Source organism: Kitasatospora sp. NPDC036993, assembly GCF_055607525.1.
Map to the genome: position 1 here is coordinate 311,487 of NZ_JBVJRP010000006.1, position 20,084 is coordinate 331,570.

Consider the following 20,084-nt stretch of genomic DNA (forward strand, 5'->3'; position numbering starts at 1 on the left):
AACGTGAGCATCCTCGTTCCCACCGTCACGGACAGCGACCAGCTGCACCGCGACGCCCTGACCGTCCTCCAGCCCGGCTTCGTCGGCACCGAGCCGCCGGAGTGGCTGCGCCGCCACCTCGCCGCGGGCCTCGGCTCGGTCGCGCTGTTCGACCGCAACGTGGTCGACCTCGACCAGCTGTCCGCGCTCACCGGGGCGCTGCGCGCCGAGAACCCCGACCTGCTGATCGCCATCGACGAGGAGAGCGGCGACGTCACCCGGCTGGAGGCGGGCTCCGGCTCGTCCTGGCCCGGCAACCTCGCCCTCGGCGCGATCGACGACCCGGCGCTGACCAGGGACGTCGCCCGCGAGCTGGGCCGGGCGCTGGCCGCGGCCGGCGTCAACTACAACTGGGCGCCCACCGCGGACGTCAACTCCAACCCGCGCAACCCGGTCATCGGGGTCCGCTCCTTCGGCGCCGACCCCGAGCTGTGCGCCCGGCACACCGCCGCCTGGGTCGAGGGCCTCCAGTCGGCCGGCGTGGCCGCCTGCTCCAAGCACTTCCCCGGTCACGGCGACACCGCGGTGGACTCGCACCACGGCCTGCCGGTCATCGACGTCGACCTGGACGTGCTGCGGGCCCGCGACCTGATCCCGTTCCAGGCGGCGATCGCGGCCGACACCAAGGCCGTGATGACCGCCCACATCATGATCCCGGCGCTGGACCCGAAGCTGCCGGCCACCCTGAGCCCGGCCGTGCTGAGCGACCTGCTGCGCGCCGCGCCGGCCGACGGTGGCCTCGGCTACCAGGGCCTGATCGTCAGCGACGCGATCGAGATGGGCGCCATCGCCGACACCTTCGGGATGGGCGAGGGCACCGTGCTGGCCCTGGTGGCCGGCGCGGACGCGATCTGCGTCGGCGGCGGGCTCGCCGACGAGGAGACCGTGCTGATGCTGCGCGACGCCATCGTGGCGGGCGTGCGCTCCGGCCGGCTCGCCGAGGAGCGGCTGGCGGACGCCGCCGAGCGGGTCAGGGCGCTGGGCAGCTGGGGCCGGATCGCGGCCCAGGGCGAGCGGGTCGAGCCGGACCTGGCGGTCGGCCTGCGGGCCGCGCGCCGGGCGCTCAAGGTGGTCCGGGCGCCGGGCCGGGCGGCGCAGCCGGTGAGCGAGCGCCCGTACGTGGCCTCGTTCTCGGACGAGCCGAACATCGCCGTCGGCGACGTCACCCCGTGGGGCGTGGCCGGCATGCTGGCCGACCGCTTCCCCGGCACCCGCACCCGCGAGGTGTCGGCGGCCCAGGCCGCGCCGGAGCTGCTGGACGCCCTGGTCGGCGAGGTGCTGGCCGGCGCCGAGGGTCGCCGCCTGGTGCTGGTGGTCCGGGACGCGCACCGGCACGCGTGGATGTCCGCCGCGCTGGACCGCCTGGTGGCGGCCCGGCCGGACGCCGCCGTGGTCGAGATGGGCCTGCCCCAGTCCGAGCCGGTCGGCGCGCTCTACATCGCCACCCACGGCGCCGCCCGGGTCTGCGGACTGGCGGCCGTGGAGGTCCTCACCGGACAGCCGGGAGCGGTCGGCTGAAACGATCGACGAGACGTCACCGGCCGTGTCCGGTAGGCGTCGGCCGACGGGCCCGTCATGCGCATGTCGCATGGCGGGCCCGTTCCGTTTTCCCCGCGTTGACCTGCGAATCCGTCAACTGACCGTGTTCCCTCAAGCGGGCCTTAAATCCATCTTAAGTTCTACTTACGGTGACGGAACGACAACTGGCGGCCACGCGGTACAACAGCTCTGCAACGGCCGCCCTAAGTAAGGCTTTTGGTCGTTGACACCACCTATGGTCTAGGCCAGAGTCCAGTCATCCGGTTCGAATTTCAACCTCGCCGGATGTGGTATCGGCCCTCCCCGAAGCTCTTCGCCGCCCCCTGTCCGGTTTTCCGCCGCGGGCGCCAATCACGCTGCCGGCGGGCAACACGGCTCTACACCCCTCGGAGGATGGCGTGAAGAAGCGTCAGCTCATGTCGACGCTCGGGACCATGGCACTGGCGGTCGGGCTGACAGCCTGTTCCTCGTCCGGCACACCCGCGTCGGACGGCGGCAGCGCGAACGGCTCCGCCGACGCGAAGGCCGCCGGCGGCACCGTCACCGTCTGGCTGATGGACGACGCCCAGAAGAACTGGCCGGACCTGGTCCAGCGGGTCAACGACGAGTTCGCGGCCAAGTACCCGAACGTCAGCCTCAAGCTCGTCTACCAGGGCTGGGCCGACAAGGTGGGCAAGCTCGACAAGGCCATCGCCGACGGCAACGCCCCCGACGTGGTCGAGCTGGGCAACACGGAGACCATGAAGTACGTGCTCTCCGGCGCCCTGGCCCCGGTGGACCGCAGCACCTTCGACAACTCCGACAGCTGGATCAAGGCGCTCGCCAACACCTGCACGTACCAGGACAAGCTCTGGTGCGTGCCCTACTACGCCGGCTCCCGCGTCGCCATCTACAACTCCTCGACCTTCCAGCAGGCCACCGGCAGCGCCGACTTCCCGAAGAACGAGGCGGACCTGCTGGTCGCCCTGGACAAGATCGCGGACAAGAACAAGGGCGACAAGTCCTTCTCCCCGCTCTACCTGCCGGGGCCGTACTGGTACGCCGCGATGAGCTACGTGGCCGCGTACGGCGGCGGCATAGCCAAGTTCGACAGCTCCGGCAACTGGCACGGCACCCTGCACGACCCCAAGTCCCAGCAGGGCATCAGCCACTTCGTCGACCTGGTGCGCAAGTACAACAAGGGCGACCTGGCGCAGAACGAGCAGAACCAGTTCGAGGCGATGGCCCGCGGGCGCACCGCGTCCTTCTACGGCAACGGCTACGAGGCGGCCAGCGTCACCGCGCCGGTCACCGGCGACCCGAGCATCAAGGACGCCGTCAAGCTGGCCACCATGCCGGGCCCGGACGGCAAGCCGCTGCCGACCTTCATCGGCGGCTCCGACCTCGCCGTCACCGCCAAGTCCCAGCAGGTCGCGCTGGCCACCGACTGGGTCCGGATGTTCACCAGCACCAAGTCCGAGCAGGCGCTGGCCGACAAGGACATCCTCCCGAACAACCTCACCCAGCTGAACCCGCTGAAGAACAAGCCGGCCACCGCGGCGGCCGCCAACGCCGTCCCGGACGCCTGGTTCACCCCGCTGGCCCCCGGCTGGGGCGCGATCGAGAAGCAGAAGATCATCCCGGACATGCTGACCGCGATCCTCAAGGGCAAGTCGGTGGACCAGGCCACCAAGGAGGCGGACGCCGCGATCGACCAGCTGATCAACAAGGCGTCCTGACCGACGGGGCGTCCTGACCGGTCGCCGCGCCCCTCGGCGCGCCCCTCCCGCTTCCGGCGGGGGCGCGCCGAGGGGCGCGCGCACGTGCCGACGGAGGTGCCCGGCGGCGGGTGCGCCCGTAGGATTGCGGCACGCAGAACCGCAGCGAGTGTGCGGACTCGCCGCCCGTGGAGGTCCCCGCCGGGCAGCCGCCCGAGCGGGGTCGAACCGTCACATCGGAGGCAGACCCAGATGTCCGACCCGCAGACTGTTTCCGTCCCCGGCCGGATCATGGCGGCGGAGATGGCCGAGCAGCCGGTTGTCCTCCAGCGCATCCTCGACGAGGGTGCCCCGAAGATCCGCGAGGTCGCCGCGCAGATCGCCGCCCGCAGCCCGCGCTTCGTCCTGCTCACCGCGCGCGGCACGTCCGACAACGCCGCGCTGTACGCCAAGTACCTGATCGAGATCCTGCTCGGCAAGCCGGCCGGCCTGACCTCGATGTCCACCACCACCGCGTACGGTGCCAGGCCGGACCTCACCGACGTCCTGGTCGTCACCGTCAGCCAGTCCGGCGGGTCGCCCGACCTGGTGGCCTCCACCAAGGCCGCCCGCGAGGCCGGTGCCATCACCCTCGCGGTGACCAACAACGCCGCCTCGCCGCTGGCCGAGGTCTCCGAGTTCCACATCGACGTGCTGGCCGGCCCGGAGAAGGCGCTGCCGGCCACCAAGACCTACACCGCCGAGCTGCTGGCGCTCTACCTGCTGGTCGAGGGCCTGCGCGGGGGCGACGGGGCGGCCGCCAAGGAGCTGCCGGGGCTGGCCGCCGGGGTGCTGGCCCGCAGGGCCGAGGTGAAGGCGCTCGCCGAGCGCTACCGCTTCGCCCAGCGCCTGGTCATCACCTCGCGCGGCTACGGCTACCCGACCGCCCGCGAGGCGGCGCTCAAACTGATGGAGACCACCTACATCCCGGCCACCCCGTTCTCCGGCGCCGACCTGCTGCACGGCCCGCTGGCGATGGTGGACAACGTCTCGCCGGTCATCGCGATCGTTCCGGACGGCAAGGGCGGCGAGGCCCTCCAGCCGGTCCTGGACCGCCTGCGCGGGCGCGGCGCGGACCTGGTGGTGGTCGGCCAGCAGGCGCAGGTGGAGGCCGCCTCGGCGGGCTTCGCGCTGCCGGCCGGCGTGCCGGAGGAGGTGCAGCCGATCCTGGAGATCCTGCCGCTCCAGCTGCTGGCCTACGAGGTCACCATCGCCCGCGGCCAGGATCCGGACGCCCCGCGCGCCCTGGCCAAGGTCACCGAGACGAGGTAGCCGGGGCCGGACGCGAGCCGGCCCCCGGTCCACAGTCGTGGGCCGGGGGCCGGATCTCTGAGCGGCGGAACATGGTTCGGGGGGCCGCGAGCACGAGGTCGCGGGTCCTGGGGCCGCGGGGCCGAAAACACTACGGGCCACGGCGCCGACACGGGACCCTCAACCCATGCGGCACCGTAGCCCGGAGCTGTCGTCGGGCACCGGAGTCGACCGAGAACTGTGCGGGGTCCTCGCTCGGCGGCGTCCGACCGAGGAGGGGCCGCGCGCGGTCAGGGCAGTTGCGCGGGGGCCTCTCCTTGGTGCCCTTTCATTGTGGACTAGACCAATCTCGGTTGTCCAGGCCTCTCGGCAAATTGGTCTAAACAACTTCAGGGGGGGGACGGCCGGCCACCGCGGAGCCCCGCCGGACCCTCGCCGAGCCGCCGGCCGGACCCCCGCGGAAGCCCGCCCACCGGTCCGCCGCGCCCCGCCGGGACCGGCGGCGCTACCCTCGCCATGTGCCCTCGCTGAACGAACTCGTCCGCCGCCACACCACCCTCACCGGGACCGATGTGGAGTGGCTCCACCACCTGGTCGCGGAGTGGCAGCTGCTCTCCGACCTCTCCTTCGCCGACCTGGTGCTGTGGATCCCCACCTGGGACGGCATCCGCTACGTCTCGGTGGCGCAGATGCGGCCCAACACCGGGCCCACCTCCTACCAGGACGACATGGTCGGCCACCTCGTCCCGCGCGGCCGCCGTCCGCTGCTGGACGCCGCCTTCGACGAGGGCAGGATCGTGCGCGAGGGCGACCCGGAGTGGCGCGAGGAGGTCCCGGTCCGGGTCGAGTCGATCCCGGTCCGGCGCGAGGGCAAGGTCCTCGGGGTGATCGCCCGCAACACCAACCTGCTGACCGTCCGCACCCCGAGCCGGCTGGAGCTCACCTACCTCCAGAGCGCCTCCGACCTGGCCCAGATGATCGCGGCCGGCTCCTTCCCCTACCCCGGCGTCGAGCAGGCCGACATGGACGCCGCGCCCCGGGTCGGCGACGGCCTGATCCGGCTGGACGCGGACGGCGTGGTTACCTACGCCAGCCCCAACGCCCTCTCCGCCTACCACCGGCTCGGCCTCACCACCGACCTGGTCGGCAGCCACCTCGGCCGGGCCACCGCCGACCTCGCCCCGCCGTCCCGCTCGGCCGTCCACGAGGCGCTGGTGAAGCTGGCCAGCGGCTGGGCGCCGCGGCAGACCGAGGTGGAGGCGCAGGGGGGAGTGGTGACCCTGCGGGCGATCCCGCTCAAGCCCAAGGGCGTCCTGACCGGCTCCCTGGTGCTCTGCCGGGACGTCACCGAGCTGCGCCGCCGCGACCGCGAGCTGATGACCAAGGACGCCACCATCCGGGAGATCCACCACCGGGTGAAGAACAACCTCCAGACCGTCGCGGCCCTGCTGCGGCTCCAGTCCCGCCGGATGGATTCGGAGTCCGGCCGGGCCGCGCTGGACGAGGCGGTGCGCCGGGTCGGCTCGATCGCCATCGTGCACGAGACGCTCTCCCAGGCGCTGGACGAGAAGGTGGCCTTCGACGAGATCGCCGACCGGGTGCTGGCGATGGCGATGGAGCTGTCCCAGGACGGGCGGGTGGCGACCCGCCGCAGCGGCAGCTTCGGCATCCTGTCCGCCGAGGTGGCCACCCCGCTGTCGATGGTGCTGACCGAACTGCTCCAGAACGCCCTGGAGCACGCGTTCGGTCCGACCGCCTCCGGGAACCTGGAGGTCAGCGCGCTGCGCGGACGGGCCCCCGCGACCGGGATGGGCTGGTCGGACAGCTGGAACGGCGGCGCCAGGCCGGAGGAGTACCTGCTGATCACGGTGCAGGACGACGGTCGCGGGATGCCGGAGGGGTTCGACCCGAAGACGGCCGGCAACCTCGGTCTCCAGATCGTCCGGACGCTGGCCACCGGCGAACTGGGCGGCACCTTCGACATGGTGGCCGGCCCGAACGGCGGGACCAAGGTGGTCCTGGAGATCCCGGTCCGCTGAGGCTCCGCTCCGTCGAGGCTCCGGGCCGGGGGGACCCCGGCCTGCCGGGAATCCGTGGTGCGAAGGAGCGCAGCGGGGGCGCGCACTCGGCGAGAGCGCCGGGTGAACGCCCCGCGCGCCGGAGTGCGGAAACAGAAACGAGGCCCTGTCGACCGGGGGGGTGGGTCGACAGGGCCTCTCAACCCGTTCCGGCCGTCGGGGGGAGTCGGCCGGAACGGGGGCTCTGGGTGGTGCGACACCTCGCCGGTGCGTTGCACACGGTGAGCGCCACAGCTCCACAATATTGCTCTAAGTGAACAGTATCAAGTGGCCGGGCGGGTCCGGTGTCGCGGGACCCGACTGGGCCGGGTCCTTTGTTCGGAAGGCTTCACCAGGAGGTGCAGGGAAGCCTTTGATCATGTGTCGATCGGTACTGCGGTGGCCGTCGGTGCTACGGCGTGTGATCAGACGGCGCTGATCAGGCGGTGCGGGCGCGGTTGCGGGCGGCGCGGCGCTTCATCGCGCGACGCTCGTCCTCGCTCATGCCGCCCCAGACGCCGGCGTCCTGACCGGTTTCGAGAGCCCACTGGAGGCACTGCTCCATCACCGGGCAACGGCGGCACACGGCCTTGGCTTCCTCGATCTGCAGCAGAGCAGGACCGGTGTTCCCGATCGGGAAGAACAGCTCCGGGTCCTCTTCGCGGCAGACAGCGCGGTGGCGCCAGTCCATGGTCGTCCAACTCCTCCTGCCGCGGGGGGTGGCCCGATCGGCACAATCGAATGGCTTGTGAATGTGAACGCTTTCACGAATCCCGCAACAGCAAAAGAGACCAAAGGCCTACCGGGCCCGGGTGGTCTGTGCTGGGGGGGATTCGGCGATTCGAGGGACACCCCGCGGTCGGCGCTCCTGTACTTCCGGAGTTGCCGTCGCTGCGATGTGTCCCGATCGCCATGTAGAGGTTCGCAAACCTCGGGCTCGGATACAACCCCCTTCGGGGAGGAATTTTGGATTCTTCGGTGTCGCCTAGCTCACAGCCAGTACTTCTATGGAGTGAAGGGGGCTTGTGCGTTCGAGAAGAAGGAGGAACCCCCCTTCCGGTCACACAATCACACGCAGTGCCCGCCGTACGCCTGTGAAACTGACGCGACTCCTGTCTCCAAGGTGGTCGCCGTCGACCTGGAAGGGGCTGGGTTCCTCTGAAACCAAGGTGAAGTGTCTGACGTCGTGATAGGAGACGACGTGCTTCCCCGAGGGGCCGGCCGGAGGGGCGTCGTCGCTCGAAGACGTGTACGACCGCAGGATCTGACGGACCGTTCGAGCAGTGCCGAACGCCGTCATCCGGGTGATGCCGAAGACGTCCAGATCCGTGTCGAAGGAGGCGAGCGGTGAAGGGTAGACCGGACGGTTGCCGAGGAACGTCCAGGGAGAGGTGTTGCTGACTATCGACAGGACCAGGCCGGGAACCGGCGCGCGGCCCGGCAGTTCCAGGGAGACCGGGCCGGAGCGGCGCTGGTCACGCTGGGTGAAGTAGTGCCGGAGCGCCTGGCCGACGTACAGGGCGTGGGTGGACTTGCGCCCGGCCCTGCGCTGGTCCTCGACCCGGCCGACCACCCCTGCGTCGAAGCCCAGCCCCGCGGTGAAGGTGAACCAGCGGTCCGGCAGGCCGTCGGTCATCGCCTTGCCCAGCCCGATCGGCCGCTCGCGGCCGTGCTCCAGCGCGTCCAGCAGGGCACCGGTGGCCTCCACCGGGTCGTTGGGCAGTCCCAGCGCGCGGGCGAACACATTGGTCGAACCGCCCGGCACCACGGCCAGTCGCGGGACCTTCTCGCCCGGGCCGTGCGCCAGCAGCCCGTTCACCACCTCGTTGACGGTGCCGTCACCGCCCAGCGCCACCACCAGGTCGACCGCGCCGTCCTCCGCCGCCTCACGGGCCAGGTCGCGCGCGTGGCCCCGGTACCTGGTCTCGGCGACCTCCAGCTTGAGGTCGCTGCGCAGGGCGTGGATCAGGACGTCCCTGGTCCGGCCACTGGTGGTGGTGGCCTTGTGGTTCACGACCAGGAGAGCGCGCATGGGGAAAGCCTACGGGTCGGTACGCACCGACCGGCGGCTACCCTGCTGGAGTGACCGCAGAAACCTCCGCACCCGTACCCGCGGCCGGCTCCGGCCGCCCGGCCTCCCTGACCCTGGGAGCCGCCATCACCGCCCTGGAGGGCGCCGCGCTGGCCCTCGTCGGCGTCTGGGACATGGTGGCCGCGCTGTCCGGCGAAGCCAGGCACCTGGCCCTGAACGAGTTCGGCGGAGCGGTGATCGTGCTGCTCGGCGTGCTGCCGGTGCTGGCCGCCCGCGCGCTGCTCAAGGAGCGCCGCTGGGGCCGCAGCCCGGCGGTGCTGACCAACTCGATCTGCCTGCCGGTCGCCTACTACATGGTCGAGAACGGCGGCGCGATGGTCGCGGTCGGCGCGCTGATCGGCGTGCTCGGCCTGGTGGGCATCGGCTGCCTGCTGAACCCGAAGTCGACGGCGGCCCTGTACGCCCCGTCCGAAGACTAGGGCCCACAGGGCCGACCGTGCGGCCGCCCAGCCCGAGCTGAGCGGCCGTCAGTCCTACTCCTCCACCAGCAGCTTCTCCCGCAGCTGGGCCAAGGTCCTGGCGAGCAGCCGGGACACGTGCATCTGGGAGATCCCCACCTCGGCGGCGATCTGCGACTGGGTCATGTTCCGGAAGAACCGCAGCACCAGGATCTTCTGTTCCCGGGGCGGCAGTTGGGCCAGCAGCGGCTTGAGCGACTCGCGGTACTCGACGCCCTCCAGCGCCTCGTCGGTGGCGCCCAGGGTGTCCGCGACGGCCGGCGACTCGTCGTCGCTGTCCGGCACGTCCAGGGACAGCGTGGAGTACGCGTTGGCGGACTCCAGGCCCTCCAGGACGTCCTCCTCGGAGATCCCCAGGTGCTCGGCCAGCTCGTGCACCGTGGGGGAGCGGCCGTGCCGCTGGGAGAGCTCGCTGGTCGCCGTGGTGAGCGACAGCCGCAGCTCCTGGAGCCGGCGCGGGACGCGCACCGCCCAGCCCTTGTCGCGGAAGTGCCGCTTGATCTCGCCGACGATGGTCGGCGTCGCGTAGGTGGAGAACTCGACCCCGCGCTCGTGGTCGAAGCGGTCCACCGACTTGATCAGGCCGATGGTGGCGACCTGGGTCAGGTCGTCCAGCGGCTCGCCCCGGTTGCGGAAGCGCCGGGCCAGGTGCTCGACCAGCGGGATGTGCATCCGCACCAGCTGGTTGCGCAGTTCGACCCGCTCCGGGGAGCCCTCGGGCAGTGCGGACAGCCGGACGAACAGCGCGCGGGCGGCCTCCCGGTCCGGGGCGCCCGAGCGGTGCGAGACCTGGGTGGGCACGGCGACGTGCGGCCCGGCCTCGTTCGCCTCGCCGGCCTCGTTCGCCGAGGCCGTCGCGTCCGTCGTGTTCGCCTCGTCCGTCGCGTTCGCCTCGCCGGCTTCGTCCGTCGCGGCCGTCTGGTCCACCGGGTCCGGAGGGGGCGTGGAGGCAGGCGTCGGCTCGGACGTCGGCTCGGTGGGGTGGCTCATCCGGTGGGCGTCCTTCGGGTGCGCTTCGTCGTTGGCGGCGAGGCCGGGAACGCTCGCCTGGGTCGGTACGGCAGGTCCCGCCGTCGCGAGGCCGGTACGGTCCAGATCACTCACGGCCATTCCCCCGTTCCGTTCCGGGAGCACCGGGGCCGGTGGCCCCGGAATCGTCTCGTTGGTCGTACCGCATGGGTGGCGGTACCGGAGCCGTCCGTCGGTCCCCGGAGCGGGGAGCGGCGGACGGCCCTTGCGCGGGTGGTGCTCGGTGCTGCTCGGTCGTGCGGTGCGGTGCTGCGCCCGACTAGTGGGCGGGTGACCCGCCGCGCTTCTTGTGCAGGCTGATCGTCACGGTCTTGTCCTCGGCGACCGAGGAGTCGACCTCACCGGCCAGCGCGGAGAGCACGGTCCAGGCGAAGGTGTCCCGCTCGGGGGCCTTGCCGTCGGTGGTCGGTGCGGCGACGGTCACCTTCAACGAGTCGCCGACCAGCCGGAACTCGCAGGACAGGACGGAGCCGGGCACCGCCTGCTGGAGCAGGATGGCGCAGGCCTCGTCGACCGCGATCCGCAGGTCCTCGATCTCGTCGAGGGTGAAGTCCAGCCGGGCGGCCAACCCGGCCGTCGCTGTTCGCAGGACGGAGAGGTAGGCCCCGGCTGCGGGCAGCCGGACCTCCACGAAGTCCTGAACACCGAGATCGCCGTCGATCTTGGACACCCTTGCCTCCTGGGTGACGCGCTGTGCTTTCTTGGTACCCCGCTTGTTACCGCTTGCTACCCCCGAAGGGGGTCCGGCGTCGCGGATCCGCCATCGCTCTGCCTTCCGCACCCCGGTTCGGGAGTTACTCATGGTAAGGCATTGCGACGCAGGGTGGCAGACCCTTTCTCCGGACTGCGGAAGGCCGTTCAGGGCCGCCCGACGGCGGTCAGCGCCTCGTCGGTGAGCCGGTACACCGTCCACTCGTTCATCGGCACCGCGCCGATCGACTTGTAGAAGTCGATCGAGGGCTGGTTCCAGTCCAGGACCGACCACTCCACCCGGGAGTAGCCGCGCTCGACGGCGATCCGGGCGAGCTCCAGCAGCAGTGCCTTGCCGTGGCCGCCGCCGCGCGACTCCGGGCGGACGTAGAGGTCCTCCAGGTAGATCCCGTAGGTGCCGCGCCAGGTCGAGAAGTTGCGGAACCAGACCGCGAAGCCGACCGGCTCGCCGGTGACGTCGTCCTCGGCGATCAGACCGTACAGCGCCGGGTCGGCGCCGAACAGGGCCTCGTGCAGCTGCTCCTCGGTGGCCTTCGCCTCGTGCAGGGCCTTCTCGTAGTCCGCGAGTTCGCGGACCATGGCGTGGATGACGGGGACGTCGGTGGCGACGGCGGTGCGGATCATGCCTGTGAGCCTACTGCTCGGGACCCGTCTCGTCCCAGGCCTGGAGGGAGGTCTGGTCGACGATCCGGCCGTCCCGCAGGCCGGCCATCGAGGACATCAGCACCCGGACCCCGTCCGGATACCGGCAGGACTCCAGGAAGGCGACGTGGTCGCCCTGGACCACCACCTGTTCCAGCTTGTGGGTCATCTCGCGGCCGTAGACGTCGTCCAGCATGGCGCCGATCTCCTCCCGCCCGTGCATCACCAGGGGGTGGCTGGGCTGGGTCCTGCGATCGACCATGCGCAGTTCGGCGTCCTCCGCGTAGAGCGCCAGGAGGGTCTCGGCGTCGCGGCGCTCGATGCCCTCGCGCAGCGCGCGGGTGTCGAAGGCGGTGGGGGCCGCCATGGTGGCCATGATCTCGCTCCTCCGGTCGGGTTCCGTCGGCTCGTACCTCTGAGCGTACGCCCGCCGCCGGGGCCGGAGGAGCGGGACCGGGGCCGGTCAGCGGGCCGGTACGGTGCGCAGGTACTCGGCCAGCGCGCTGATCGCGGCCGGGTTGCGCGGGCTCTCCACCAGGTCGACGTAGTCCATGACGAAGATCCGGCCGTTCCTCACCGCGGAGACGTTCGCCAGCGGCGGGAAGGACGTGAGGAACTTCCGCTTCTCCTCGGCGCCGGGCGTCGCGTAGTCGTTGATCACGATCACCTCGGGGTCGCGCTCCACCACGCTCTCCCAGCCGGCCGTGACCCAGCTGTCGGCGAGGTCGCCCATGATGTTGGTCCCGCCGGCCTTGGCGATGATCTCGTCGGCGGCGGCGAACTTGCCCGCGGTGTACGGCTTGTCCTGCCCGCTGTCGTACAGGAAGACGGACGGGCGGCGCTCCGGCTGCGGGACGGCGGCGATCTGCGCCTTGAAGCCGGCGACCAGCTTGTCGGCACGGTCCTTGACGTCGAAGATCTCGCCGAGGTTGGCCAGGTCGGTGTAGAGCGCCTCCAGCGGGTCCATCACGCCGCGCTCGGTGCCCTTGCCGCTGCGGCAGGACTCGCTGAGCACGTACGAGTCGACGCCGAGCGCCTTGAAGGCCTGCGGGGTCACGCCGCTGCCCTCGTCGAAGCCGTAGTGCCAGCCGGCGAAGACCAGGTCGGCCTTGGCGTCCAGCGCGATCTCCTTGGTGATCCGCTGCTTGGAGAGCCACTTCGTCTGCTGGTAGCCGTCCTTCCAGGCGACCTTGTCGAGCTGCCCCTTGTCGTCGGGCATCACGTAGCCGGCCATCCGGTCGGCGAGGCCGAGCGAGAGCATCAGTTCGGTGATGCCGACGTCGTTGGTCACCACCCGGGCGGGCTTCCGGTCGAAGGTGAGCTCGTCGCCGCAGTTGCGCACGGTCACCGGGTAGTGGGCGGAGTCGGCTGCGGCCTCCTTCGGGGCGATCTCGGCGCCGCAGGCGGTGAGTCCGAGGACGAGCAGGGCGGCGGTGGCAACGGCCTTGGTACGCACGGTGGTTCCTTCGGAGGGGGCGGATCAGGCGGAGTGGTCGGAGGGGGCGAGGCGGTCGAACAGCAGCTGGAGGGCGCCGGTCACCGGGTGCCGCACCGGGGTGCCCCGGACGCCGAACACCTCGGCCAGCAGGGCGGGTTCGAGTACCTCGTGGGGCGGGCCCGAGGCGACGATCCGGCCGCCCCGCAGCACGTACAGCAGGTCGCAGTGGCCCGCCGCCAGGTTGAGGTCGTGCAGCGCGGTGAGCACCGTCGGTCCGGCCTCGCGGGCGAGCGCCAGCACCTCCAGTTGGTGGGCGACGTCGAGGTGGTTGGTGGGTTCGTCCAGCACCAGCAGGCGCGGCTCCTGGACCAGCGCGCGGGCGAACAGCACCCGCTGCTTCTCGCCCCCGGACAGGCTCAGGAAGCCCCGCTCGGCGAGGTGTCCGGCGCGGACCTTGCGCAGTGCCCCGGCGCAGCGCTCCTCGTCCCCGTCGGACGGGGCGCCGAAGCCCCGGCGGTGCGGCAGCCGGCCCATGGCCACCACCTCGGCCACCGTGAAGTCGAACTCGGCGGAGTGCTCCTGGGTCAGCGCGGCCACCCGGCGGGCCGACTCGCGCGCCGTGAGCGCGTGCAGGTCGTCGCCGGCGAGCCGGACGACGCCGCCGGCCGGCTTCAGCACCCGGTAGACGCAGCGCAGCAGGGTCGACTTGCCGCTGCCGTTCGGGCCGACCAGGCCGACCACCTGCCCGGCGGCGGCCGCCAGGCTCACCTCGTGGACCAGCCGGGTGCCGGCCAGCTCCACCGAGACGGCGTCGACGGCGAGGTCCTGGGCCAGGGCCGGGCCGGTGGCTCCGGCCGCTTCGGACGGCGTGGTCACGTCGGTCATCGGGTGCCTCCGAAGGCCTGGCCGCGGCGGCGCATCATGATCAGGAAGGCGGGCACGCCGAGCACCGCGGTGAACACCCCGACGGGCAGTTCGGCGGGCGCCAGCAGGGTGCGCGACGCGATGTCCACCCAGACCAGCAGCAGCGCCCCGGCGAGCGGCGCGATCACCAGCACCCGGCGGTGCCCGGCGCCGACCAGCATCCGCGCCAGGTGCGGCATCAGCAGTCCGACGAAGCCGATCGCCCCGCTGACCGCGACCACGGTGCCGGTGACGGCGGCGGTCACCACGAACAGCTCGCGGCGCAGCCGGTCCGGGTCCACGCCGAGCGAGGCGGAGGTCTCGTCGCCCATCGCGAGCGCGTCCAGCCGCCCGGCGGCGCAGGCCAGGTAGGCGAGGCCGGCCAGCACGGTGACGGCGGCGATCGGCACCTTGCCCCAGGTGGCGCCGCCGAGGCTGCCGAGCAGCCACATCATGGCGTCCCTGGCGGCCTCGCCGCGGTCGGCGGCGAAGACCATCAGGGTGGTGGCGGCGGAGAAGCCGTAGGACAGGGCGGTGCCGGTGAGCACCAGGCGCAGCGGGGTGAGCCCGTACGCGGTGCGGGCGGCGAGGTACACCAGCGTCATGGCGGCCAGCGCGGAGCCGAAGGCGGAGGCGGAGATCGCCCACACCCCGAGCGAGGCGAAGGCGCCGAACAGCAGCACGGCGTTGGCGCCGACGGCCGCGCCGGAGGAGATGCCGAGCACGAAGGGGTCGGCCAGCGCGTTGCGCACCAGGGCCTGGACGGCGACCCCGCAGGCGGCGAGTCCGGCGCCGACCACGGCGGCCAGCACGGTGCGCGGCAGCCGGATCTCCCAGACGATCGCGTACGCGGCCGCCTCGTCCGCCTCCAGCCGGCCGCCCGTCAGCCCGGCACCCAGCAGTCGCAGCACCCGGGGCAGGCCGAGCCCGGAGGAGCCGAGGGCGACTCCGCAGACCAGCGAGAGCAGCAGCGCGGCGGCGAGGCCGGCGGCGAGCGGGACGACGGGTATCCGGCGGGTGGGCGGGCCGGCTGCACGGTCTGCGGGTGCGCGGTTCACGGGTGCGCCTTGCCTCGGGCCGCGGGTGCGCCGGGCCGGGCGCGTGCCGGGGCGTGCCGGGGCGCCGGTCCCCTCGCAGTCCGCGGCGAGTTGTCGGGAGGTCAGCGGCCGGGGGCGATCGGGCTGGCGCGGCCGTACGGGCGGGTACGGGCCGTGCTCACCGTTGCGGGTCAGCGCCGGATTCACACCGGACTTCCCCCTCGGACGCCCTGGCAGCATAACAGCCACTCAGGGCAGGCAACCCTTACCGGGCAGGGCTGGACGTGAACGCACGACCGCCCCCGTCCGGCGGTGCGGACGGGGGCGGTCGGCTGGCGACGCGTCAGGCTCAGGCCTGCTTGGTCTCCCAGAAGATCTTGTCGACCTCGGCGATCAGGTCCAGCAGGGCCTGGCCGGTGGCCGGGTCGGTGGACGCCTTGGCGGCCGAGGCGGCCTTCAGGGTGTCGTTGACCAGCTGGTGCAGCTGCGGGTACTTCTCGAAGTGCGGAGCCTTGAAGTAGTCGCTCCACAGCACCGAGATGTGGTGCTTGACGGCCTCGGCGCGCTGCTCCTTGATGATGACGGCGCGGGCGCGGAAGTGCGGGTCCTCGTTGGCCTGGTACTTCTCCTGGGTGGCCTTGACGGACTCGGCCTCGATCCGGGCCTGCGCCGGGTCGTACACGCCGCAGGGCAGGTCGCAGTGGGCGTGGGCGGTGGCGCGCGGTGCAAACAGACGAGAGAACATGGGAGTCCTTCCTTAGATCGTCTTCCCGCGCCCGAGATTACCCCTCCGTCCTCCCGGTTTCGCGATCGGGCGGGGGGCCCAGGGCGAAAGACGGACCAGGAAACGGGCCAATCCGGACATCGAACAGGTGACGGCCCGTACGGCAGACTGGGGGCGGGCCGAGCGGGAGGAGGAGCCGTGGCGCGGAGCACGCGGCCGGAGGGCGCCGGAGCGGGGCGGCGGGGCCGGGGCGGCGTGCTGCCGCTGGGGCTGGTCGACGTGGCGGGGCCGTCCATGGTGCCGACCCTGCGCGAGGGCGACCGGCTGCTGGTCCGCTACGGCGCGCCGGTCCGGCCGGGCGCGGTGGTGCTCTTCCGGCACCCGTTCCAGCAGGACCTGCTGGTGGTGAAGCGGGCCGCCGGGCGCCGGGCCGAGGGCTGGTGGCTGCTGTCCGACAACCGTCCGGTGGACAGCGACAGCCGCAGCTACGGCGCCGTGCCGGACGAGCTGGTGCTCGGCCGGGTGCTGCTGCGGCTGCGTCCCGACCCGGTCTGGCTGGCGCCGGGCCGCCGGCTGGAGCGGCTGCTGCTCACCCCCCGGCTGGCCCGGCTGCCGGGCCTGGCCCGCCGGTTCGGCGTGTGGGTCGAGGAACCCTAGGCCCCGGCCCCGGCCCCGGCCGCGGCCTCCTGGCGCTTGCGGGCCCGGTAGGCGGCCACGTTGGCGCGGGTCGCGCAGCGGTCCGAGCAGTAGCGGCGGGAGCGGTTGGTCGAGGTGTCCAGGTAGGCGTTGCGGCAGGGCGCGGCCTGGCAGATGCCGAGCCGGTCGGCGCCCAGCTCGGTCAGGTGGACGGCCAGGCCCATGCAGGCCACCGCGCTGAAGTGCGCGGTGGCGGTGGGCGAGTTGTCGGCCAGGTGCAGGTGCCAGCGCGGCCGCCCGGCGTCGTCCAGGAAGTCGTGCCCGGAGATCAGCGGGCTGACGGGGTACTCCATCAGCAGGCTGTTCAGCAGGTCGACGCCGCGGATCTCGTCCCCCTCGGCGGCGGCCTCGAAGACCCCGCGCAGGCGGGTCCGCACGGCCCGGAGCCTGGGCAGGTCGGACTCGTCGGCGAGCGTGGCGGCCCGCGAGGAGTCGGAGAACAGGCCGCGCACCGCCTCCACGGAGGTCAGCGCGTCGGTGCCGCGCTCGGGCTCCTCGGTGTTCACCAGCCGAACGGCGAGATCGGCGTACGCGGCGAGCTCCACAGGGGTCCTTCCAGAATGCGGTAACGGGCTTACTGCCTCCAGCCTATTACCCGGGCGGGGACTCCACCCTACGGCCCGGGCGGCGGCTGCGGCCCACGGCCCGGGCGGAAAACGGTCGGCGCCCGGCAGGGGAGGCCTGCCGGGCGCCTGGGGCACGGGTTCAGAGCACCTTGGACAGGAAGGCCCTGGTCCGCTCGTGCTGCGGGTCGGTGAGCACCTCGCGGGGGTTGCCGGACTCGACCACCACGCCGCCGTCCATGAACACCAGCGCGTCGCCGACCTCGCGGGCGAAACCCATCTCGTGGGTGACGACCACCATGGTCATGCCCTCCTCGGCGAGGCCGCGCATGACGTCCAGGACGTCGCCGACCAGCTCCGGGTCGAGCGCCGAGGTGGGCTCGTCGAAGAGCATCAGCTTGGGCTTCATGGCCAGCGCGCGGGCGATCGCGACGCGCTGCTGCTGGCCGCCGGAGAGCTGCGAGGGGTAGTTCCGCGCCTTGTCGGCGAGGCCGACCCGCTCCAGCAGGGCCATCCCGCGCTCGCGGGCGTCGGCCTTGCTCTCGCCCTTGACCTGGACCGGCGCCTCCATGACGTTCTCGACGGCGGTCATGTGCGGGAACAGGTTGAAGCGCTGGAAGACCATGCCGATGTCGCGCCGCTTGAGGGCGACCTCGCGGTCCTTGAGCTCGTGCAGCCGGTCGCCCTTCTGCTGGTAGCCGACCAGCTCGCCGTCCACCCAGAGCCGGCCGCCGTTGATCTTCTCCAGGTGGTTGATGCACCGCAGGAAGGTCGACTTGCCGGAGCCGGACGGGCCGATCAGGCAGAACACCTCGCCCTTCCTGACCTCCAGGTCGATGCCCTTGAGCACCTCGACCAGGCCGTAGGACTTGTGCACGTTCTCGGCGCGGACCATGGGCTCGGCGGACGCGGCGGCGCCGGCCGGGGTCTTGGTCAGGTCGGTCATACGTGACCACCTCCCTCGAGGCCGGGAACGACGTCGGCACTCGTCTTCGGGGCGGGCTTCCCGGCGAACAGTCCCCGCAGCCGTTGCAGCGGGGTGGGCGGGAGGGTGCGGTTGGAGCCTCGGGCGTAGTGGCGCTCGATGTAGTACTGACCGATGGTCAGCACCGAGGTGAAGAACAGGTACCAGAGGCTGACCACGATCAGCAGCGGGATGTTCTGGTAGTTCCTGGAGTAGATGACCTGGCCGGCCCGGAAGATCTCCTCCAGGGAGATCACCGAGACCAGCGAGGTGGTCTTGAGCATCGAGATGGTCTCGTTGCCGGTCGGCGGGATGATCACCCGCATGGCCTGCGGCAGGACGATCCGGCGCATGGTCTGGAACCGGCTCATGCCGAGCGCGTGCGAGGCCTCGGCCTGGCCCTCGTCCACCGACTGGATGCCGCCGCGGACGATCTCCGCCATGTAGGCGGCCTCGTTGAGGCCGAGGCCCAGCAGTGCCGCGACGAACGTCGGGATCAGCACGTTGGTCTGCTCGGACCAGAACTCCGGCCCCCACGGGACGCCGATCGACAGCTTGGCCCAGATCAGGCCGAGGAAGTTCCAGAACACCAGCTGCACCAGGACCGGGGTGCCGCGGAAGATCCAGATGTAGACCCAGGCGACGCCGGCCAGCAGCGGGTTCGGGGACAGCCGCATCACCGCGAGGATGATGCCGCCGACCACGCCCATGAGCATGGCGAGCACGGTCAGTTCCAGCGTCACCAGCAGGCCGTGCATGATGCTGTCGTGGAACAGGTACTGACCGACGATGTCCCACTTGAAGGCGGGGTTGGTGAAGGCGGCGCTCAGCAGCATGGCCGCGAGCACGGCGATGACGACGGCGCCCGCCCAGCGTCCGGGGTGGCGGACCGGGACGGCCTTGATGATCTCAGGCCGCCCCCTCTGCGCCGTCCCCTTGTCCAAAGAGTTCACGGTGTGGCCTCGGGGGAGAAGATGAAGCGTACGAGGGTCAGCTGACGGCGCCGTTGACGGCCGACTTTTCGATGGCACCGGCCTCGACACCCCACTTGGTGAGGATCTGCTTGTAGGTGCCGTCGTCGATCAGCGACTGGACGGCGCCCTGGATGGCCGGGGTGAGCTTGGAGCCCTTGGCCAGGGCGACGCCGTAGGGGGCCGTGCCGTAGGTCTCGCCGACCTTCTCCAGCTGGCCGCCGGACTGCTTGATCGCGTAGTCGACGACCTGGGAGTCGGCCATCAGCGCCTGGTCGCGCCCGGAGACCACGGCGTTGGTGACGTCCGTCTGGAGGTCGAACTTGTCGCCGCCGTTCTGGACGCCCGGCTTGCCGGCCTTGGCGCAGTCGGGGTCGCGGGTGTCCTTGATCTCGTCGGCCTGGGTGGTGCCGGTCTGGACGGCGACCTTCTTGCCGCAGAGGTCCTTCGGGTCGACCTTCTCCGGGTTGCCCTTCTTCACCGCGACGGCGCTGCCGGAGTTGAAGTAGGTGACCATGTCGACGATCTGCTCGCGCTCCTTGTTGTCCGTGAAGGACGACATGCCGAGCTGGAACTTGTTCGACTGGATGCCGGGGATGATCGCGGTGAAGCCGGAGTCCTGCACCTCGGCCTTCAGCCCGAGCTTGGCGGCGATGGCGTTGGCCAGGTCGACGTCCATGCCGATGACCTTGCCGCTGTCGTCCTTGAACTCGTCCGGCGCGTACGACGCGTCGGCGCCCACCACGAGCTTGCCGGCCGTCTTGACGTCGTCCGGGACGAGCGCGGCGAGCTTGGGGTCGGCCTTGACCTCGTTGACGGTGGCGGAGGCGTTGGGGGCGCCGCCGCTCTCGGTCTTGCTGCTGCTGCAACCGGTCAGCACGAGGGAGACGGAGGCGGCGACGACGCCGGCTGCGAAGAGCCGGTTGCGCTTGGTACGGGCGGTCATGAAGGGGGATCTCCATCCTGGGGGAGAGAGGTCGGGCGGAGCGCGCCGCGGGAGCGGCGCACCGGAACAGCGAGCCGGACGTCCGGGTACGGGTGCGTGGTGCCGTACGTCGTCGTACGTGCAGGCCGGGTCGTGCAGTTGCCCGGGTGCGCGGGAGCCACCCGGGGCCTTACGAGGTACTGCTTCCGCCACCCTCCGCCGAGGTGGACGTTGACCGAACCGCCTCGACCAGGGGCCTGCTCGATCCGAGATGGGGGGAATCCTGCCATCTGATGACGGTCAGGTGGC

20 protein-coding genes and 1 riboswitch are annotated in these 20,084 nt (G+C 71.7%); of the genes, 6 read left to right on the forward strand and 14 right to left on the reverse strand.

What is annotated here, in order from left to right; genetic code table 11:
* Positions 1-3 precede the first annotated feature (3 nt).
* The 4 genes from ACZ7C5_RS15335 (at position 4) to ACZ7C5_RS15350 (ending at position 6,604) form a co-directional block, all read left to right on the forward strand.
* A complete protein-coding gene (locus ACZ7C5_RS15335) occupies positions 4-1,557 on the forward strand; it encodes a glycoside hydrolase family 3 protein (protein ID WP_401083447.1) in 1,554 nt (517 codons plus the stop codon).
* Between the two features lie 437 nt (positions 1,558-1,994).
* Positions 1,995-3,296, forward strand: a complete 1,302-nt coding sequence (locus ACZ7C5_RS15340; protein WP_470322730.1) for an extracellular solute-binding protein — start codon at positions 1,995-1,997, stop codon at positions 3,294-3,296.
* Positions 3,297-3,527: 231 nt separating this feature from the next.
* On the forward strand, positions 3,528-4,586 hold the full coding sequence (locus tag ACZ7C5_RS15345; protein WP_188300100.1) for an SIS domain-containing protein: 1,059 nt from the start codon (positions 3,528-3,530) through the stop codon (positions 4,584-4,586).
* A 497-nt stretch (positions 4,587-5,083) separates the two neighbouring features.
* Positions 5,084-6,604, forward strand: a complete 1,521-nt coding sequence (locus tag ACZ7C5_RS15350) for a sensor histidine kinase (RefSeq protein WP_401083450.1) — start codon at positions 5,084-5,086, stop codon at positions 6,602-6,604.
* Between the two features lie 457 nt (positions 6,605-7,061).
* Here ACZ7C5_RS15350 and ACZ7C5_RS15355 read toward each other — a convergent pair whose 3' ends face one another.
* Positions 7,062-7,313 (reverse strand): WhiB family transcriptional regulator, encoded by a 252-nt coding sequence (locus ACZ7C5_RS15355; RefSeq protein WP_014138019.1) that lies wholly within the window; start codon positions 7,311-7,313, stop codon positions 7,062-7,064.
* 369 nt (positions 7,314-7,682) lie between these two features.
* Positions 7,683-8,654: a diacylglycerol/lipid kinase family protein gene (locus ACZ7C5_RS15360; RefSeq protein ID WP_401083452.1), complete on the reverse strand. Its 972-nt coding sequence runs from the start codon at positions 8,652-8,654 to the stop codon at positions 7,683-7,685.
* A 50-nt stretch (positions 8,655-8,704) separates the two neighbouring features.
* Here ACZ7C5_RS15360 and ACZ7C5_RS15365 point away from each other — a divergent pair, with 50 nt between their 5' ends.
* On the forward strand, positions 8,705-9,133 hold the full coding sequence (locus tag ACZ7C5_RS15365; protein WP_188300103.1) for a hypothetical protein: 429 nt from the start codon (positions 8,705-8,707) through the stop codon (positions 9,131-9,133).
* A 54-nt stretch (positions 9,134-9,187) separates the two neighbouring features.
* On the opposite strand, the gene ACZ7C5_RS15370 is transcribed toward ACZ7C5_RS15365, so the two are convergent.
* The 8 genes from ACZ7C5_RS15370 to sodN form a co-directional block, all read right to left on the reverse strand.
* Complete coding sequence (locus ACZ7C5_RS15370) at positions 9,188-10,276, reverse strand: RNA polymerase sigma factor SigF (RefSeq protein WP_470322731.1); 1,089 nt, start codon at positions 10,274-10,276, stop codon at positions 9,188-9,190.
* A gap of 184 nt (positions 10,277-10,460) precedes the next feature.
* Positions 10,461-10,871 carry an ATP-binding protein gene (locus ACZ7C5_RS15375; RefSeq protein ID WP_188300105.1) on the reverse strand — a complete coding sequence of 137 codons (411 nt, stop codon included), beginning with the start codon at positions 10,869-10,871 and terminating at the stop codon, positions 10,461-10,463.
* A 188-nt stretch (positions 10,872-11,059) separates the two neighbouring features.
* Complete coding sequence (locus ACZ7C5_RS15380) at positions 11,060-11,536, reverse strand: GNAT family N-acetyltransferase (RefSeq protein ID WP_188300106.1); 477 nt, start codon at positions 11,534-11,536, stop codon at positions 11,060-11,062.
* Positions 11,537-11,546: 10 nt separating this feature from the next.
* Positions 11,547-11,930: a nuclear transport factor 2 family protein gene (locus ACZ7C5_RS15385; protein ID WP_401083457.1), complete on the reverse strand. Its 384-nt coding sequence runs from the start codon at positions 11,928-11,930 to the stop codon at positions 11,547-11,549.
* An 87-nt stretch (positions 11,931-12,017) separates the two neighbouring features.
* The gene (locus ACZ7C5_RS15390) at positions 12,018-13,010 is read right to left on the reverse strand and encodes an ABC transporter substrate-binding protein (protein ID WP_401083459.1); all 993 of its coding nucleotides are present in this window, start codon (positions 13,008-13,010) and stop codon (positions 12,018-12,020) included.
* Positions 13,011-13,034: 24 nt separating this feature from the next.
* Positions 13,035-13,877, reverse strand: a complete 843-nt coding sequence (locus ACZ7C5_RS15395; protein WP_401083461.1) for an ABC transporter ATP-binding protein — start codon at positions 13,875-13,877, stop codon at positions 13,035-13,037.
* The gene (locus ACZ7C5_RS15400) at positions 13,874-14,953 is read right to left on the reverse strand and encodes a FecCD family ABC transporter permease (protein ID WP_401083463.1); all 1,080 of its coding nucleotides are present in this window, start codon (positions 14,951-14,953) and stop codon (positions 13,874-13,876) included. Before ACZ7C5_RS15400 ends, ACZ7C5_RS15395 begins: the two co-directional genes overlap by 4 nt.
* Before the next feature lie 122 nt (positions 14,954-15,075).
* A riboswitch (cobalamin riboswitch) is annotated at positions 15,076-15,214 on the reverse strand.
* A 67-nt stretch (positions 15,215-15,281) separates the two neighbouring features.
* Positions 15,282-15,677: a superoxide dismutase, Ni gene (gene sodN / locus ACZ7C5_RS15405; protein ID WP_188300111.1), complete on the reverse strand. Its 396-nt coding sequence runs from the start codon at positions 15,675-15,677 to the stop codon at positions 15,282-15,284.
* A gap of 177 nt (positions 15,678-15,854) precedes the next feature.
* Here sodN and sodX point away from each other — a divergent pair, with 177 nt between their 5' ends.
* Entirely contained in the window at positions 15,855-16,313 is a 459-nt protein-coding gene (gene sodX / locus ACZ7C5_RS15410; RefSeq protein ID WP_470322732.1) for a nickel-type superoxide dismutase maturation protease, read from the forward strand.
* Here sodX and ACZ7C5_RS15415 read toward each other — a convergent pair.
* From ACZ7C5_RS15415 to ACZ7C5_RS15430, 4 genes are all read right to left on the reverse strand, one after another.
* Positions 16,310-16,897 (reverse strand): CGNR zinc finger domain-containing protein, encoded by a 588-nt coding sequence (locus tag ACZ7C5_RS15415; RefSeq protein ID WP_401083467.1) that lies wholly within the window; start codon positions 16,895-16,897, stop codon positions 16,310-16,312. The two genes, sodX and ACZ7C5_RS15415, sit on opposite strands and share 4 nt — an antisense overlap.
* Before the next feature lie 160 nt (positions 16,898-17,057).
* The gene (locus tag ACZ7C5_RS15420) at positions 17,058-17,861 is read right to left on the reverse strand and encodes an amino acid ABC transporter ATP-binding protein (RefSeq protein ID WP_470322733.1); all 804 of its coding nucleotides are present in this window, start codon (positions 17,859-17,861) and stop codon (positions 17,058-17,060) included.
* Complete coding sequence (locus tag ACZ7C5_RS15425; RefSeq protein WP_317620390.1) at positions 17,858-18,832, reverse strand: amino acid ABC transporter permease; 975 nt, start codon at positions 18,830-18,832, stop codon at positions 17,858-17,860. The genes ACZ7C5_RS15420 and ACZ7C5_RS15425 overlap by 4 nt, the downstream gene beginning before the upstream one ends.
* Before the next feature lie 37 nt (positions 18,833-18,869).
* On the reverse strand, positions 18,870-19,796 hold the full coding sequence (locus ACZ7C5_RS15430) for an ABC transporter substrate-binding protein (RefSeq protein ID WP_401083470.1): 927 nt from the start codon (positions 19,794-19,796) through the stop codon (positions 18,870-18,872).
* Positions 19,797-20,084: the final 288 nt, after the last annotated feature.

Excerpts from the sequence above, each read along its gene's own strand:
- ACZ7C5_RS15360 (WP_401083452.1), bottom strand. The coding sequence starts at position 8,654 with ATGCGCGCTCTCCTGGTCGTGAACCACAAGGCCACCACCACCAGTGGC.
- ACZ7C5_RS15380 (WP_188300106.1), bottom strand. The coding sequence starts at position 11,536 with ATGATCCGCACCGCCGTCGCCACCGACGTCCCCGTCATCCACGCCATG.
- ACZ7C5_RS15355 (WP_014138019.1), bottom strand. The coding sequence starts at position 7,313 with ATGGACTGGCGCCACCGCGCTGTCTGCCGCGAAGAGGACCCGGAGCTG.
- sodN (WP_188300111.1), bottom strand. The coding sequence starts at position 15,677 with ATGTTCTCTCGTCTGTTTGCACCGCGCGCCACCGCCCACGCCCACTGC.
- ACZ7C5_RS15430 (WP_401083470.1), bottom strand. The coding sequence starts at position 19,796 with ATGACCGCCCGTACCAAGCGCAACCGGCTCTTCGCAGCCGGCGTCGTC.
- ACZ7C5_RS15420 (WP_470322733.1), bottom strand. The coding sequence starts at position 17,861 with ATGACCGACCTGACCAAGACCCCGGCCGGCGCCGCCGCGTCCGCCGAG.
- ACZ7C5_RS15385 (WP_401083457.1), bottom strand. The coding sequence starts at position 11,930 with ATGGCCACCATGGCGGCCCCCACCGCCTTCGACACCCGCGCGCTGCGC.
- ACZ7C5_RS15345 (WP_188300100.1), top strand. The coding sequence starts at position 3,528 with ATGTCCGACCCGCAGACTGTTTCCGTCCCCGGCCGGATCATGGCGGCG.
- ACZ7C5_RS15340 (WP_470322730.1), top strand. The coding sequence starts at position 1,995 with ATGTCGACGCTCGGGACCATGGCACTGGCGGTCGGGCTGACAGCCTGT.
- ACZ7C5_RS15395 (WP_401083461.1), bottom strand. The coding sequence starts at position 13,877 with ATGACCGACGTGACCACGCCGTCCGAAGCGGCCGGAGCCACCGGCCCG.